Source organism: Amycolatopsis benzoatilytica AK 16/65, assembly GCF_000383915.1.
GTDB classification, from domain to species: domain Bacteria; phylum Actinomycetota; class Actinomycetes; order Mycobacteriales; family Pseudonocardiaceae; genus Amycolatopsis; species Amycolatopsis benzoatilytica.
This window is the reverse complement of sequence record NZ_KB912942.1, coordinates 7269128-7284349: the sequence shown is the minus strand read 5'-3', so window position 1 is coordinate 7284349 and position 15222 is coordinate 7269128. Positions and strand designations below refer to the sequence as shown.

General features: G+C 67.9%; 13 protein-coding genes. 9 read left to right on the top strand and 4 right to left on the bottom strand.

All coding sequences use genetic code 11. The annotated features are described in order from the left end of the window. Positions 1 to 25 precede the first annotated feature (25 nt). Positions 26 to 772, top strand: a complete 747-nt coding sequence (locus tag AMYBE_RS0133905) for an ESX secretion-associated protein EspG (protein WP_020663840.1) — start codon at positions 26 to 28, stop codon at positions 770 to 772. Between the two features lie 81 nt (positions 773 to 853). Here the strand turns inward: AMYBE_RS0133905 and AMYBE_RS0133900 are convergent, their stop codons facing one another. The 3 genes from AMYBE_RS0133900 to AMYBE_RS0133890 are packed head-to-tail and all read right to left on the bottom strand — an operon-like array spanning position 854 to position 3512. Beyond that, positions 854 to 1627: an amino acid ABC transporter ATP-binding protein gene (locus AMYBE_RS0133900; protein WP_020663839.1), complete on the bottom strand. Its 774-nt coding sequence runs from the start codon at positions 1625 to 1627 to the stop codon at positions 854 to 856. Beyond that, entirely contained in the window at positions 1624 to 2571 is a 948-nt protein-coding gene (locus AMYBE_RS0133895; RefSeq protein WP_020663838.1) for an amino acid ABC transporter permease, read from the bottom strand. The genes AMYBE_RS0133900 and AMYBE_RS0133895 overlap by 4 nt, the downstream gene beginning before the upstream one ends. 23 nt (positions 2572 to 2594) lie before the next feature. After that, positions 2595 to 3512, bottom strand: a complete 918-nt coding sequence (locus tag AMYBE_RS0133890; protein ID WP_020663837.1) for an ABC transporter substrate-binding protein — start codon at positions 3510 to 3512, stop codon at positions 2595 to 2597. 166 nt (positions 3513 to 3678) lie between these two features. Here AMYBE_RS0133890 and AMYBE_RS0133885 point away from each other — a divergent pair, with 166 nt between their 5' ends. The 3 genes from AMYBE_RS0133885 to AMYBE_RS0133875 are packed head-to-tail and all read left to right on the top strand — an operon-like array spanning position 3679 to position 7143. Then, complete coding sequence (locus AMYBE_RS0133885; protein ID WP_027928290.1) at positions 3679 to 5340, top strand: circularly permuted type 2 ATP-grasp protein; 1662 nt, start codon at positions 3679 to 3681, stop codon at positions 5338 to 5340. 16 nt (positions 5341 to 5356) lie between these two features. Next, entirely contained in the window at positions 5357 to 6304 is a 948-nt protein-coding gene (locus tag AMYBE_RS0133880) for an alpha-E domain-containing protein (RefSeq protein WP_027928289.1), read from the top strand. Then, positions 6301 to 7143 carry a transglutaminase family protein gene (locus tag AMYBE_RS0133875; RefSeq protein WP_020663834.1) on the top strand — a complete coding sequence of 281 codons (843 nt, stop codon included), beginning with the start codon at positions 6301 to 6303 and terminating at the stop codon, positions 7141 to 7143. The genes AMYBE_RS0133880 and AMYBE_RS0133875 overlap by 4 nt, the downstream gene beginning before the upstream one ends. Before the next feature lie 52 nt (positions 7144 to 7195). Here the strand turns inward: AMYBE_RS0133875 and AMYBE_RS0133870 are convergent, their stop codons facing one another. Continuing rightward, entirely contained in the window at positions 7196 to 8617 is a 1422-nt protein-coding gene (locus AMYBE_RS0133870; RefSeq protein ID WP_020663833.1) for a M20/M25/M40 family metallo-hydrolase, read from the bottom strand. Positions 8618 to 8976: 359 nt separating this feature from the next. On the opposite strand from AMYBE_RS0133870, the gene pdhA reads away from it, so the two are divergent. The 5 genes from pdhA to AMYBE_RS0133845 all read left to right on the top strand — a co-directional run bounded on the left by pdhA (position 8977) and on the right by AMYBE_RS0133845 (position 15200). Further along, positions 8977 to 10182, top strand: a complete 1206-nt coding sequence (pdhA, locus tag AMYBE_RS0133865) for a pyruvate dehydrogenase (acetyl-transferring) E1 component subunit alpha (protein WP_020663832.1) — start codon at positions 8977 to 8979, stop codon at positions 10180 to 10182. Then, entirely contained in the window at positions 10182 to 11174 is a 993-nt protein-coding gene (locus AMYBE_RS0133860) for an alpha-ketoacid dehydrogenase subunit beta (RefSeq protein ID WP_020663831.1), read from the top strand. The genes pdhA and AMYBE_RS0133860 overlap by 1 nt, the downstream gene beginning before the upstream one ends. Positions 11175 to 11190: 16 nt before the next feature. Then, positions 11191 to 12561 carry a dihydrolipoamide acetyltransferase family protein gene (locus tag AMYBE_RS0133855; protein WP_020663830.1) on the top strand — a complete coding sequence of 457 codons (1371 nt, stop codon included), beginning with the start codon at positions 11191 to 11193 and terminating at the stop codon, positions 12559 to 12561. Positions 12562 to 12672: 111 nt separating this feature from the next. Beyond that, positions 12673 to 13245: a TetR/AcrR family transcriptional regulator gene (locus AMYBE_RS0133850; RefSeq protein WP_020663829.1), complete on the top strand. Its 573-nt coding sequence runs from the start codon at positions 12673 to 12675 to the stop codon at positions 13243 to 13245. A gap of 20 nt (positions 13246 to 13265) precedes the next feature. Further along, complete coding sequence (locus AMYBE_RS0133845; RefSeq protein ID WP_027928288.1) at positions 13266 to 15200, top strand: ABC transporter ATP-binding protein; 1935 nt, start codon at positions 13266 to 13268, stop codon at positions 15198 to 15200. Positions 15201 to 15222: the final 22 nt, after the last annotated feature.

The following is a 15222-nucleotide window of genomic DNA, read 5'->3' as shown; positions in this document are numbered from 1 at the left end:
CAAGCGCGAGGGGGAGGGAAGATCGGTGCTGCGCAAGCCCGTTGAGCTGAGCTTGCAGACTTTCGAAGTACTGCTGGACCGGCTGAATCTCGGCGACATTCACCCGACACTGGTCCGCGGTGCGCTCTGGTACTCGCCGGACGAGCGACGGCAACTCGCCGCCGACACCGACCGCGAGCTGCACGAGCGCGGACTGATGCAGCGCGGCCGGCTTGACGACGAGTTAGTCGAGACGATGCATCTGCTGCAGCGGCCCGGCATCGAGTACTACTCGTGGGTCAAATCGGAGAGCGGAGAACGCACCGTCCGGGCGTCGGCCAGCGGCCGGGAAGCGGCGACTGTTGTCGCGGTGAACCAAAAGCTGTACATCGCGCCGTGTTCCGCGGATACCTTGGCGCGCGAGTTCGTCGCGCTGCTACCGGAAGCGCCGGCTGCTCGGCTCCTCTCGCTCAACTGCTCGGACGCGGACCTGAACCTGGTCAAGACCGGCCAGGCGGTCGGGCACACCGGGCCGAGCATCCGAGACGCCAAGCAGGTCATCCAGTGGCTGGACAAACCGCACACCTATTTCGGAAGACTGTATGTCGCGGTCCGGGACAGTCGCGGAAAACGGCTGCGCAACGAGAATCCACCGGGCTGGGCGGACCTGGAGGAGGGCCGGATTCTGTTCGGGATCGACAAGTCCGGGTGGATCAGTCTCTCCGGTGCCGGTCCGCAGGATCTGCTGAAGAAGCTGCAGCAGCTGGAGAACGATCTGCGGTCGAGCCGCTGAGGACACGTCCGCCGCCCGTCGCCGCCTGAGACAGCGAAAGGGCCGCCCGGAAATGTCCGGGCGGCCCTTCTTCGGCTCTGTTCAAGCGTTCGGGTTCAGCACCCGCGCCAGGAACGCCTTGGTCCGTTCCTGCTTCGGATCCCCGATCACCTGCTCCGGCGGTCCGGCCTCGACGACCACGCCGCCGTCCATGAACAGGACCTTGTCGGCGACCTCGCGAGCGAACTGCATCTCATGCGTCACCACGACCATCGTCATGCCGTCCTTGGCGAGCTGCCGCATCACACCGAGGACGTCGCCGACGAGTTCCGGGTCCAGGGCGGACGTCGGCTCGTCGAACAGCATCAGCTTCGGTTGCATGGCCAATGCCCGCGCGATCGCGACGCGTTGCTGCTGCCCGCCGGAAAGCTGGCCCGGGTAGGCACCCGCCTTGTCGGCAAGGCCGACTCGGTCCAGCAGCTCCTGGGCACGCTGCCGGACTTGCGCCTTCGGCTCGCCCCGGACCTGGATCGGGGCCTCCATGACGTTTTCCAGCGCCGTCATGTGCGGGAACAGGTTGAACCGCTGGAACACCATGCCGATGTCCTTGCGCTGCGCCGCGATTTCCTTGTCCCGCAGCTCGTGCAGGCGACCGCCGCGTTCCCGGTAGCCGACCAGCACGCCGTCGACATACAGCCGGCCGGCGTCGATTTTCTCCAGGTGGTTGATGCAACGCAGCAGCGTGGACTTGCCGGAACCGGACGGGCCGATCAGGCAGAGCACCTCCCGCTCGTGCACCTCCAGGTCGATGCCCTTCAGCACGTCGAGCGAGCCGAAGCTCTTGCACACCTTCTGCGCGGAAACGACCGGGGTCACCCCACCACACCCCCGCCGTGGCCAGAACGGGTACCAAGCAACAGGGAACCCCACTTTTTCTTCTGCGCGGTCGTCCTCGACGTGCCGCGCGCGAAATGCTTCTCGATGTAGTACTGCACCACCGTCAGTACCGACGTCATGAACAGATACCACGCCGCCGCCGTGATCAGCAGCGGAACGGTTTTGTAGTTCTGTGCGTAGATCGCCTGCACTGCCACCATCAGCTCGGTGTAGCCGATGGCGACCACCAGCGACGTCGTTTTCAGCATCGAGATGGTCTCGTTGCCAGTAGGCGGAATGATCACCCGCATCGCCTGCGGCAGGATGATTCGACGCAACGTCTTGCCCCGGCTCATGCCGAGTGCGGACGCTGCCTCGAGCTGACCGCTGTCAATGGACTGGATACCGCCGCGCACGATTTCCGCCATGTACGCCGCCTCGTTGAGCCCGAGCCCGAGGAACGAAGCGACGAACTGCGTGATCAGCGTGTTGGTGCTCCAGCTGATGAAGGTCGGCCCGAACGGGATGCCGAGGCCGATCTGCGAATACGCCAGCGCGAGGAAGTTCCAGATGATCAGCTGGGTGATCACCGGGGTGCCGCGGAACAACCAGATATAAATAGATGCCGCGCCGGACATCAGCACATTCGGCGACAACCGCATCACCGCGAGCAGGATGCCGCCGACGATCCCGATGAGCATCGAGATCACGGTGAGGATCAAGGTGTTGCGGACCCCGTTGAGCACCCGGTCGTCGAACAGGTACTGGCCGACGACCGGCCACTGCAACGCGGAATTCGTGACCACACTGCGGATCACGATGAAGGCAATGAACAGGACGATCACGGCGGCGATCCAGCGTCCGTAATGCCGGACCGGAACCGCCTTGATCGGGGTGGTGTCGACCTCCAGCCGGGTTTCGGCGGGGCCGGGGAGACTGGACACGAGTTACTACGTCCTCAGTTTCGTCAGGAAGCGGGCGGGTTGATCTCCGACTTGGTGACGGCGCCGGAACCCGACAAGCCCCACTTGTCGAGAATCTGCTTGTACACCCCGCTGTCGATCAGCTTCTGGACGGCACCCTGCAGCGCCTTGTCGAACTGCTCGCTGCCCTTCGCGACCACGATCCCGTACGGCGCGGTGTCGTAGGGCGCGCCGACCGTCTCCAGCTGGCCACCGGTCTGCTTCACCGCGTAGTCGATCACTGGCGAGTCGGCCAGTTCGGCCTGCACGCGCTTGGCGGTCAGCGCCAGGTTCACGTCGGTCTGCGCCTGGAACTGCGTGATGTTGATGGCCGGCTTGCCGGCCTTCGTGCAGGCACCGTTCTTCTTGTCGAGATCGTCGACCTGCGTGGTGCCCTTCTGCACGGCGACGTTCTTGCCGCACAGGTCATCCGCGGAAAGCTTGTCCGGGTTCCCCTTGAGCACGGCGAGCGAGGTGCCCGCGCGGTAGTACGAAATCATGTCGACGGTCTGCATCCGCTCGGCGGTAACCGAGAACGACGACATGCCCATTTCGTACTTCTTCGCCGAAATACCCGGAATGATCCCGTCGAATGACGAGTTCTGGAACTCCGCCTGCAGGCCGAGCACCTGCCCGATCGCGGTGCCGAGGTCCACGTCGAAGCCGGTCGCCTTGCCATTGTCGACAAATTCGTTCGGCGGGTAGGTCTGGTCCTGCCCGATCACGATCTTGCCGTCCGCCTTGATGTCGGCGGGCACGAGCCCGGCCAGCGCGGCGTCCTTCTGGGCAGCGGGCGCAGTGCCCGCACCGGCGCCCTGACTGGAAGGCGCGTTCCCGCTGCTGCCTGCACCATTGCCACCCGCACCGCAGGCGACCGTCATGCCGACGAGCGCGAAAGCGGGGAGAAGGGCGAGTGCCTTCATCTGCTGTCCTCTGGCCACTTCGTCACTCCTCGTAGTTCTCAAGGGTCGAGAGCACGCATATTGCCACCCTCACGCGGGTAAGCCCAGCACTGATGCGTTACGGGGAAGTTTCGCACAGGGCTAGGCGGTTGACGCGTCTCGCGCGGGTTCGTCGCGGTAAGTCAGGATGTCCTCCATGAACAGCAACTCCGCTCCCCGGCTGCCGCCAGCGGGACGACGTGCGCGAACAGTGAAGGGCCGCCGCGCGGCGCGGCCCGGCGCGCAGTTCGACGGCTATCTCGCGCCGGAGCGGCCGCACGCTGGCGCCTACGACGAGATGTTCGCGCCCGACGGCACTGTGCGCGGGCCGTACCGCGCGCTGTACGGCTCGATCGCCGCTCTCGACGCCAGCGACCTCACCAACCGGTCGCAGGCGCTCGATCGGGCGATGGTGGACCAGGGCATCACCTTCTCGTTGTCCGGACAGGAGCGGCCGTTTCCGCTGGACCTCGTGCCGAGAGTCATCCCGGCGACCGAATGGACCCGGCTGGAACGCGGGGTGACGCAGCGGGTGCGGGCGCTGGAGGCGTTCCTCGCCGACGTCTACGGCGACCGGCAGATCCTGCGCGACGGCGTGCTGCCCCGGCGGCTGATCACCTCGTGCGAGCACTTCCACCGCGAGGCGTACGGCATCAAACCGCCCAACGGGGTGCGGATCCATGTGTCCGGAGTGGACCTGGTGCGGGACGAAGAGGGCACGTTTCGCGTCCTCGAGGACAATCTTCGCAACCCATCCGGCGTGTCGTATGTGATGGAGAACCGGCGGACGATGGCGCGGGTGTTCCCGGACCTGTTCGCGCGGCACCGGGTCCGCCCAGTCGGTGACTACGCGTCACACCTTCTTCGCGCTCTGCGAGCAGCGGCGGCGCCTAACGTAGCCGACCCAATGGTCGTGGTGCTCACGCCCGGCGTCTACAACTCGGCCTACTTCGAGCATTCCCTCCTCGCCCGGCTGATGGGCGTCGAATTGGTCGAAGGCCGCGACATGTTCTGCCGCGACAACGTGGTCTACCTGCGCACCACCGAGGGCGAGCGCCAGGTCGACGTGATCTACCGGCGGATCGACGACGAGTTCCTCGACCCGGTGCACCACCGGCCGGACTCGGTGCTCGGCGTCGCGGGCATCCTCAACGCCGCCCGCTCGGGCAACGTGGTGGTGGCGAACGCGGTCGGCAACGGCGTCGGCGACGACAAGCTCGTCTACACCTACGTGCCGGAGATGGTGCGCTACTACCTGAACGAGAAACCCATTCTGCCCAATGTGGACACTTACCGGTGCTGGCTGTCCGACGAGTTCGACTATGTGCTGGCGCACGCGGACGAACTGGTGATCAAGCCGGTCGAAGGATCCGGCGGGTACGGCATCGTGTTCGGCCCGGACGCGTCCAAGAAGGAGCTGGACGCGCTGCGCCGCAAGGTGCGCGCGAACCGGCGCGGCTGGATCGCGCAGCCCGTGGTGCAGCTGTCCACCGTTCCGTCCAAGGTGGACGACCGGCTCGCGCCCCGGCACGTGGACCTGCGGCCGTTCGCGGTGAACGACGGCAAGGAGATCTTCGTGCTGCCCGGCGGTCTCACCCGGGTCGCGCTGCCCGAGGGCAGCCTGGTGGTGAACTCGTCCCAAGGCGGCGGTTCGAAGGACACCTGGGTGCTGGCTTCCCGGTCCTCGACGTCGGAACAGGAATTGGACCGGCCCGCGCTCGGCGAGATGTCGGTGGTGGACGGTGTCGCCGCGGAGCAAGGCCCGGAGCTGTCCACGTCGCAGCAGCAGCAACAGCAACAGCAAAGCTGAGGGAGGGTAGACCATGATGCTGGCCCGCAACGCGGAGTCGCTGTACTGGATCGGCCGCTACGTCGAACGCGCCGACGACACCTCCCGCATCCTGAACGTTTCCGTGCACCAACTGCTCGAGGACGCGAGCGTCGACCCGGACCACGTCAGCCGGCAGCTGCTCGCCGTGCTCGGCATCCCGTTCGACGCGGGCGACGCGCTCGACGTGTGGAAGCTGACCGAGCTCGTCGCGTATGCGAAGGACAATCCTTCGTCGATCGTCGGCTCGATCAACTCCGCCCGGGAGAACACTCGCGGGGCGCGCGAGGTCGTCTCGACCGAGCTGTGGGAATGCCTCAACGCGACCTGGAACGCGGTGCCGGACCGGCAACGCTACGCCCGCCGCGCCGGTCCGCACTCTTTTCTGTCCTTTGTGGAGGAACGCGCGGCGATGTTCGCCGGCCTCGCCGATTCCACGATGAGCCGCGACGACGGCTGGCTGTTCCTGGTGCTCGGCCGGTCCGTCGAGCGGGCGGACATGGTGGTGCGGCTGCTGCTTTCGCGAGTTTCGGACCGCGCCTCGTCGCCGGGCTGGATGACCGTGCTGCGCTCGGCCGGCGCGCAGGACACCTACCTGCGCACGAACCGCGGCGCGCTCGACGCCGCGCGCGTGGTGCAGTTCCTGCTACGGGACACACTCTTCCCGCGTTCGGTGTTCCACGCGCTGCGCCAGGCCGAGGAATGCCTGCGCCAGCTGGATCCGGGCATCAACGCGCGCGGCAACGAGAAGTCCGAGGCGGTCCGGCTGCTCGGCCGCGCCCGCAGCGAGCTGGAGTTCCTGCACCCGGCCGCCCTGCTGGACGATCTGCCGCGCCGGCTGCGCGGACTGCAGACGGCGATCAAGGAAATCGGGGAAGCGGTGTCGATGCAGTACTTCCACACGTCGCCGTGGGTGGCCTGGAGCGGCGCGGAGGTGTCACTGTGACCTGGCAATTGCGGGTGACGCACCGAACCGGCTACCGGTACGCGACGCCGGCCACCCAGTCGTACAACGAGGCCCGGCTGACCCCGCGCTCGGACCGGCGGCAGACGACGTTGGCCACGCGCATCGAGACCTCGCCGGCCACGCGTGCCTACCGCTACACCGATTACTGGGGCACCGAGGTCACCTCGTTCGACCTGCACGCGCCGCACACCGAGTTCACGGTGCTCGCGACATCGGTGGTGGAGACGGCCGACGAAGCGGAACCGGTGCGCACGGCGACCTGGAAGGACCTGCAGAGCGAGCCGGTCCGCGATCAGCGCACCGAGTACCTGACGCCGACCGATTACACGCCGAACGATCAGGAACTGGCCAGACACGCCCGTGCGCTGCGCAAAGGCCTGGACCCGGCGGACGCGGTGCTGGCGATCTGCGGCTGGGTCAACGAGCAGCTCAAGTACCAGCCCGGCACCACCGGTGTGCACAGCACGGCGACCGATTCGTGGCGGGCCCGCGAGGGCGTCTGCCAGGACTTCGCGCACGTCACACTGGTGATGCTGCGCGCGATCGGGGTCCCGGCGCGGTACTGCTCGGGGTACCTGCACACGAAGCCGGAGGCGAAGCTCGGCGAGAAGGTCGAGGGCGAAAGCCACGCCTGGGTCGACGTGTGGACCGGCGGCTGGTGGGCGCACGACCCGACGAACGCGATTCCGGTCGGACCGCGGCACGTGTGGGTGGCGACCGGGCGGGACTACGCGGACGTTGCCCCGTTGAAGGGGATCTTCACCGGGGCCAGCCAGTCCACTTTGGACGTTTCGGTACAGCTGACCCGGTTGGCATGAAGCGGCTCGGCGGCGGGCAGTGCCCGCCGCCGAGCGGCGCGATCCGGCGAAACTAGCTTCGGGCGTGCGCGTCCAGCAGATGCGCGACCGCTTCGGTCACCTGCTGCGCGTAGTCCAGGTTCAGCCACTCGTCCGGCACGTGAATGTTCGAGTCCGCCCCGCACGCACCGGTCACCAGGAACTGCGCCTGCGGGTACTTCTCGCCGAGCAGACCCATGAACGGGATCGACCCGCCCATGCCCGCGGCACGGTGCGGACGGCCGAAGACCTCGTCGTCGACCCGGCGCAGCGCGGCGGTCAGCCACGGCGCTTCTTCCGGCGCGTTCCAGCCGTTTTCCGCCTGCTGGTCGTCGGCGATGGTGACCTGGGCGCCGTAGGGAACGTCCGTGGTCAGCGCGCGTTTGACCGCGGCCAGTGCGTCGGAGGCGACGGCGGTCGGCGGGAGACGGAAGCTGAGCGTGAGGGTGGTGCTCTTGCGGAGAACGTTGCCCGCCTCGGCGGGCAGCGGCAGCCCTTCGCCGCCGATGATCGACAGAGTGGGCCGCCAGTAGTTGTTCAGCAGCAGCTCCAGCGCGTCCTCGGACACCGTCTTGCCGCCGCTGACCAGCGGGAACGCCGCGTGCAGCGCTTCCGGGGCCACCTCCGCGACGGCCTCGATCTCGGCCTGCCGGCTGGCCGGCACCGAGACGTTCAGCTCGGCCAGCTTGATCTCGCCGGTTTCCGCGTTCTCGATTCGTTCCAGCAGTTGGCGCAGCACGCGGAACGAACTCGCCACCACGCCGCTGGCCAGGCCGGAGTGCTGCGGAGTGGCCAGCAGCTGCACCGTCACGGTCAGGTGCACCATGCCGCGCAGGCTGGTGGTCAGCCACAGCCGCTCGTAGTCCATACCGCCCGCGTCCAGGCAGACGACGAGGCTGACCTCGCCGAGCCGTTCGCTCAGGTGCTCGACATACGCGGGCAGGTCCGGACTGCCCGATTCCTCGCCGGTCTCCAGCAGCAGTGCGATGCGCGCGTGCTCGCCGCCGGCGGCCTGGACCGCTTCCAGTGCGGCGCTGGCCGCGTACCCGGAGTAGCCGTCGTCGACCGAGCCGCGGCCGTACAGGCGGCCGTCGCGGACGACCGGCGTCCACGGGTCCAGGCCGTCGGACCAGCCGCCCACCGGGGGCTGCTTGTCGAGGTGGCCGTACATCAAGACAGTGCCTTGCTGGGTCGCGCCCGGGGTGGCCGGCACCTCGACGTACAGCAGCGGCGAGCGGCCTTCCAGCTCGACGACCTCGATCCGCGCGCCCGGCAGGTCGCGCCCTTCGAGATACGTCTTGACGTGCTGGACGGCAGCCGCGAGATGGCCGCTGTTCGCCCAGTCCGCGTCGAAAGCCGGCGACAGCGCGGGGATCGCGACCAGACCGGACAGGCTCGGCGTGACGTCGTTGATCCACGTCGAGACCACGGATTCGCGTACGGATTTCTGTTCCACACCGCCATCTTGCCACGGTGACGGAGGTCACGAGGGCGACCGAGCAGGGGCCGCCGTCGTCCGCGGCGGCCGGGCCGGGCGGCCCGAGCGGGCAGGTCGGGCGCGGGATGGCCGCCCGACCATCGCCTCTCCCATACTCGGGCGTCCGAACGTTTTCCCTGTTCAGCCCGGTTTTCTCAGCAACAAATCAGCATCCGCGCCTCCTCATCCGGGCGGTTCCCGTGCCAGGATGTGCGCACGAACCGTCAACGCCGACGGCGACCAGGGACCTCAGACCCGAGGATCCGGTCCCCGCCGGTGCAGTCGCTGTGGCCGCCACAAGCGGCCGCCAGTGGCACCGACACCGAGGAGAACAGCTCATGCCGTCCGAACAATGGACGCACCCGGAACCTGGAGACGGGCCCGCCGCGGTAGCCGCGCAGCCCTCGCCCGAACAGGTGATCGCCGGGCTGCGGGCAACCAGCGAAGGTGGCGCTGACCTGACTCAGCTGCTCACCCCCGAGGGCCAGCGAGTCTCGTCCGAGCGGTTTGACCCCTACGTCGCGGACGTCGACGACGAAGCGCTCCGGAACCTTTACCGCGACATGGTGCTGGTGCGCCGCGCGGACCGCGAGGCCAACGCGATGCAGCGCCAGGGCCAGCTGGGCATCTGGGTTCCGCTGCTCGGCCAGGAAGCCGCGCAGGTCGGCTCCGGCCGTGCGCTGAAGCCGAAGGACATGGCGTTCCCGAGCTATCGCGAGCACGGCGTCGCCTACACCCGCGGCGTCGACATGCGCGAGCTGATCGGAATCTTCCGCTGCACCGACCACAGCGGCTGGGACTACGAAGCGCACCGCTTCCACCCGTACACGATCGTCATCGGCAACCAGGTGCTCAACGCCGCCGGGTACGCGATGGGCCAGAAGTTCGAGGGCAAGGTCGGAGACGAGGGTGGCGAAGCCACCATCTGCTACTTCGGTGACGGCGCGACTTCGCAGGGCGACGTGCACGAAGGGTTCGTCTGGGCCGCGGTGTACGACGCGCCGCTGGTCTTCTTCTGCCAGAACAACCAGTGGGCGATCTCCGAGCCGACCGAACGCCAGTCCCGGCTGCCGCTGTACCAGCGCGCCCGCGGCTACGGCTTCCCCGGCATCCGAGTGGACGGCAACGACGTCCTCGCCTGCCTCGCGGTCACCCGGTGGGCACTGGAGGAATGCCGGCACGGCAACGGTCCGGTGCTGATCGAAGCGTTCACCTACCGGATGGACGCGCACACCACCACCGACGACCCCTCCCGCTACCGGCTGTCGGACGAGCTGGAGGAGTGGAAGCTCAAGGACCCGATCGAGCGCGTCCGGGCGTACCTGGCCCGCGGCGGCCACGCCGACCAGGCGTTCTTCGACAGCGTGCAGGCCGAGGCCGACCAGTTCGCCGCGGAGCTGCGCGAGTACACGTTCAACATGCCGGAGCCGCCGCCGGACCGGGTGTTCTCCCAGGTGTACGCCGAACCTTCGCCGGTGCTGGAAGCAGAGCGCGAGGAGTATCTGTCCTATCTCGACGGTTTCGCCGCGGCAGGTGAGCACTGATGACCGAACTGCAGAAGCTCACGATCGGCAAGGCGCTGAACCTCGGTCTCCGGCGCGCGATGGAAGCGGACCCGAAGGTCCTGATCATGGGGGAGGACGTCGGCAAGCTCGGCGGCGTCTTCCGGATCACCGACGGACTGCAGAAGGACTTCGGCGAGCAGCGCGTGCTGGACACGCCGCTGGCCGAGTCCGGCATCATCGGCACCGCGGTCGGCCTCGCCGTCCGCGGATTCCGGCCGGTGTGCGAGATCCAGTTCGAAGGCTTCATCTTCCCCGGCTTCGACCAGATCTCTTCGCAGCTGGCGAAACTGCACTACCGCACGCAGGGCAAGATCAAGATGCCGGTCGTGATCCGGGTGCCGTTCGGCGGCGGGATCGGCGCGGTGGAGCACCACTCGGAATCGCCGGAATCGCTGTTCGCGCACATCGCCGGGCTCAAGGTCGTCTCGGTGTCGAACGCGGTCGACGCCTACTGGGGCATCCAGGAGGCGATCCGCTCGGACGACCCGATCCTGTTCTTCGAGCCCAAGAAGCTGTACCACTCGGGCGCGCTGAAGATGGAGGTCGACACCGAGACCGCGCCGGCGAAGGTGTTCTCCTCGCAGGTCGTGCGCGAGGGCACGGACGCCACTGTGGTCGCATACGGCCCGTCGGTGAAGGTGGCGCTCGAAGCGGCCGCGGCCGCCGCGGCGGAGGGCAAGTCGCTCGAGGTCATCGACCTGCGCACGCTCTCGCCGCTCGACCTCCCGCCGGTGTTCGAGTCGGTGCGCAAGACCGGACGGCTGATCGCGGTCAGCGAGGCGCCGTCGGAATCGTCGCTCACCTCGGAGATCGCCGCCCGGGTGCAGCAGGAGTGCTTCTACTCCCTGGAGTCCCCCGTTCTGCGCGTGACCGGATTCGACACGCCGTACCCGCCGGCGAAGCTCGAGGAGCATTACCTCCCCGACCTCGACCGGGTCCTGCACGCCGTCGACCGCTCTCTCGCCTGGTAAGGGGGTTCCTTCAGAAATGCCCGAGTACAAACAATTCCCCTTGTCGGACACGGCGGAGGGGCTCACCGAGGCCGACATCCTCGCCTGGCGGGTCCAGCCGGGCGACGTGGTCACCGTCAACCAGATCGTGGTCGAGATCGAGACCGCGAAGGCCGCGGTCGAGCTGCCGATTCCGTGGGCCGGCGTGGTGACCGAGCTGCACGTGGAGCCGGGACAGACAGTCGAGGTCGGCACGCCGATCCTCACCGTGGACGTGGATCCGGGCGGGTCCGCGGCTCCGGCCACGCCCGCTCCGGTGGCCGCAGCCGCTCCGGTGGCCGCTGCCGCTCCGGCACCGGCCGAGGAAGAGATGAAGCCGCTGGTCGGCTACGGCTCCAAGGCGACGGTGACGACGCGCCGGGCCCGCAAGCACCCCAATGTGGCATTGGGTGCGTCAGATGCACCCAATGTGGCATTGGGGCAATCCGTGGCCCAAGCAGCACCGGCGGCGGAAAAGCCCCGTGGCGGGTACGTTCCGCTGGCCAAGCCGCCGGTCCGCAAGCTCGCCAAGGACCTCGGCGTCGACCTGCACGCGCTCACCGGCACCGCGGACGGCGGCGTGATCACCCGTGACGACGTCCAGCGGGCGGCCAACGGCACCGCCGTTCCGGTCGCGGTGTCCACTGTGGACGCGGGCTACGACCCGTCGACCCGCGAGCGGCGGGTGCCGATCAAGGGCGTCCGCAAGGCGACCGCGGCCGCGATGGTGCAAAGCGCGTACAACGCTCCGCACGTCACCGAGTTCCTCACCATCGACGTCACGCCGATGATGGAGCTGCGCGAAAGGCTCAAGAAGTCGCGCGAGTTCAGCGGTGTCAAGCTCACTCCGCTGGCGTTCGCGGCCAAAGCCGTGTGCCTGGCCGCGAAGCGCACGCCGGACGTGAACGCGGTGTGGGATGAAGCCGCCCAGGAGATCGTCTACAAGGACTACGTGCACCTCGGCATCGCGGCGGCGACCCCGCGCGGTCTCGTCGTGCCGAAGATCCGGGACGCGGATTCGTTGTCGCTCAAGGAGCTCGCGGTCGCGCTGACCGAACTGACCGACGTCGCGCGCGAGGGCAAGACGACGCCGGCGGCGATGTCGGGCGGTACCTTCACGATCACCAACGTCGGCGTGTTCGGCGTCGACACCGGCACGCCGATCATCAACCCGGGCGAGTCGGCGATCCTGGCTGTCGGCGCCATCCGCGACACGCCGTGGGTGGTCGACGGCGAGATCAAGGTGCGCAAGGTGATGCAGCTGTCGCTGAGCTTCGACCACCGGGTGGTCGACGGTCAGCAGGGCTCGGAGTTCCTCGCCGACGTCGGCGCACTGCTCGCCGACCCGGCGGTCGCCATCACGTACTGAAAACGCGGGCCGTGTCCAGGCCAGGGCACGGCCCGTGTTTTATCCCGTTGACGGAGTGAGCACTCACTCCGTACTGTCGGCGGCATGGAAACCAGAAAAAGAGCGCCTGGCATGGCGCCTGACGACCGGCGGCGGATGATCGTCCGCGCGGTGCTGCCGTTGGTGGTCGAACACGGCCGCGGGGTCACCACGGCGCAGATCGCCCGCGCGGCCGGCATCGGCGAAGGCACCATCTTCCGGGTCTTTCAGGACAAGGACGAGCTGTTCGACGCGTGCGTGGAAGCCGCGCTCGACCCGGCGGAAGCACTGGAGATGATCGGCGAGATCCCGGCCGACCTGCCGCTGGAGAAGCGGCTGGCCGAGGCGGTCGAAGCGCTGAACGCGCACATGCAGCGGATGGGCGCGGTGATGGGCGCGGCCAGGGCCGGCAAGGGACGGCTGAGCCCGGAGGAGGCCCGCAACCGCAAGTCGGTCACCGGGGACAGCCGGCGCGAGTCGCTGGAGGCGATGCAGCGCGCGGTGCGCGAACTGTTCGTCCCGGACGCCGAGCGGCTGCGGCTGCCGGTGGACAAGGCCGCGTCGCTGTTCCTCTCGCTGCTGTTCTCGCACTCGCGCCAGCTGCCCGGCGGCCCGGCGACCGCCGAGATGATCGACGTCTTCCTGCACGGTTCGGTGCACGCGTGATCCCCGGCGGTGGGGGCGGGATCGAAATAGCCCTCGGCCGTCGCGGCCGTCGGCGGATCCCGCAAACGGTGCCGGACAGCGGTCTCACCGGTCCGGTCGACATTCCGGAGCCGGAACCACCGGAGCAGCCGAAAGGGCTGCGGGCGCGGCTGACACGCATGCGCACGTCGGTCGGCGGCACGGTCCGCGGCCTGCCCAAGGTCGCGAAGCTGACCTGGCAAGCCAGCCCGACGCTGACCATCCTGCTCGCCGTCGTCACGCTGGCGTCCGGGCTGCTGCCGACAGTCACCGCGTACGTCGCGAAACTGCTGCTCGACTCGGTAGTCGCGGCGATCCAGCACCGCGGGACAACCGGCGACATCGTGCGCATCACGCTGTTCCAGTTCGGCGTGCTGGCCGGGACCGCGATCAGCAGCGCGATCACCACGATCGCGCAATCCCTGCTGCAGGAACGGATGACGCTCACCATCCGGCACCAAGTGATGCGGCATTCGAGCGAACTGCACCTGGCGTACTTCGAAGGTTCGGCGTCCTACGACATGCTGCGCCAGGCCGCGCAGGAAGCACCGACCCGGCCGCTGACGATGATGACCTCGGCGCTCGGCCTGATCCGCACCTTGATCACCTTCACCAGCATGGTCGCCCTGCTCGTGTCGATCAGCCCGCTGCTCGCGCTGGTCGCCCTGATCGCCCCGATCCCGGCGTTCATCTCGCAGTCGCGCTACGGCTCGCGGGCGTTCTGGCTGACCCTGATGATGTCGCCGATCAAACGGCGGATGGATTACCTGTCCTCGCTGGTCACCACCGACACCTACGCCAAGGAGACCAAGCTGTTCGGGCTCGGCCCGTACTTCGTGGACCGGTTCCAGAAGCTCGGCCTGGTGTCCTACGAACGGCAGCGGAAGCTGACCGTGAAGCGGAACGTCAACTCAACGTCCTGGGGACTGCTGAGCACGCTCGTCGGCTCGGCGATCGCGCTGTACATCGCGCTGCAGGCAGTGGGCGGGAAGCTCACGCTCGGCGATCTGGCGCTCTACACCGCGGCCGCGACCTCGGTGCAAGCCTCGGTCAGCGGGCTGTTCAACTCGTTCTCCGGGATGTACGAGAACAATCTCTACCTGGACACGCTGTACAAATTCCTGGCCACTGAACCGGAGATCACCGCACCGGAGCGGCCGCGGCCCCTTCCGTCCACTGTGGATGGACACATCCGGTTCGAATCGGTCAGCTTCACCTACCCCGGCGCGGAAGAACCCGCGCTGCACGGCGTCAGTTTCGAGATCAAGCCCGGCGAAACCGTCGCCGTGGTGGGCCGCAACGGCGCGGGCAAGTCGACGCTGTTCAAACTGCTGTGCCGGTTGTACGACCCGACCGCGGGCCGGATCCTGCTGGACGACGTGGACATCCGGGAATACGACCCGGTCGCGCTGCGCACCAAAATCAGCGCGATGTTCCAGGATTACGTGACCTACCAGGGCACCGCCGCGGAAAACATCGGCCTCGGCGACCTGAACCGGCTCACCGATCGCGCGCACATCGAGGACTCCGCTCGCCGCGCCGGTGCCGACGAGCGCATCATGCGGCTGCCGACCGGCTACGACAGCCCACTCGGCCGCTGGTTCGACCAGGGCGTTTCGTTGTCCGGCGGCGAATGGCAGAAGATCGCGCTGGCCAGGGCTTTCCAGCGGGAAGCGCCGATCATGATCCTGGACGAGCCGACCTCAGCGCTGGACGCGCAGGCCGAGCACGACCTGTTCGACCGGCTGCAGGCGCTGTCGCAGGGCCGCACCACGCTCTACATCTCGCACCGGTTCTCCACGGTCCGCCAGGCCGAGCGCATTCTGCTGCTCGACCACGGAAAAGTCGCGGAATACGGCACGCACGAGGAACTGATGGCGGCCGACGCCGGCTACGCGGAGCTGTTCACGCTGCAAGCGGAGGCGTACTTGAAGTGATTATCTTGGGGTGATCAGCCGA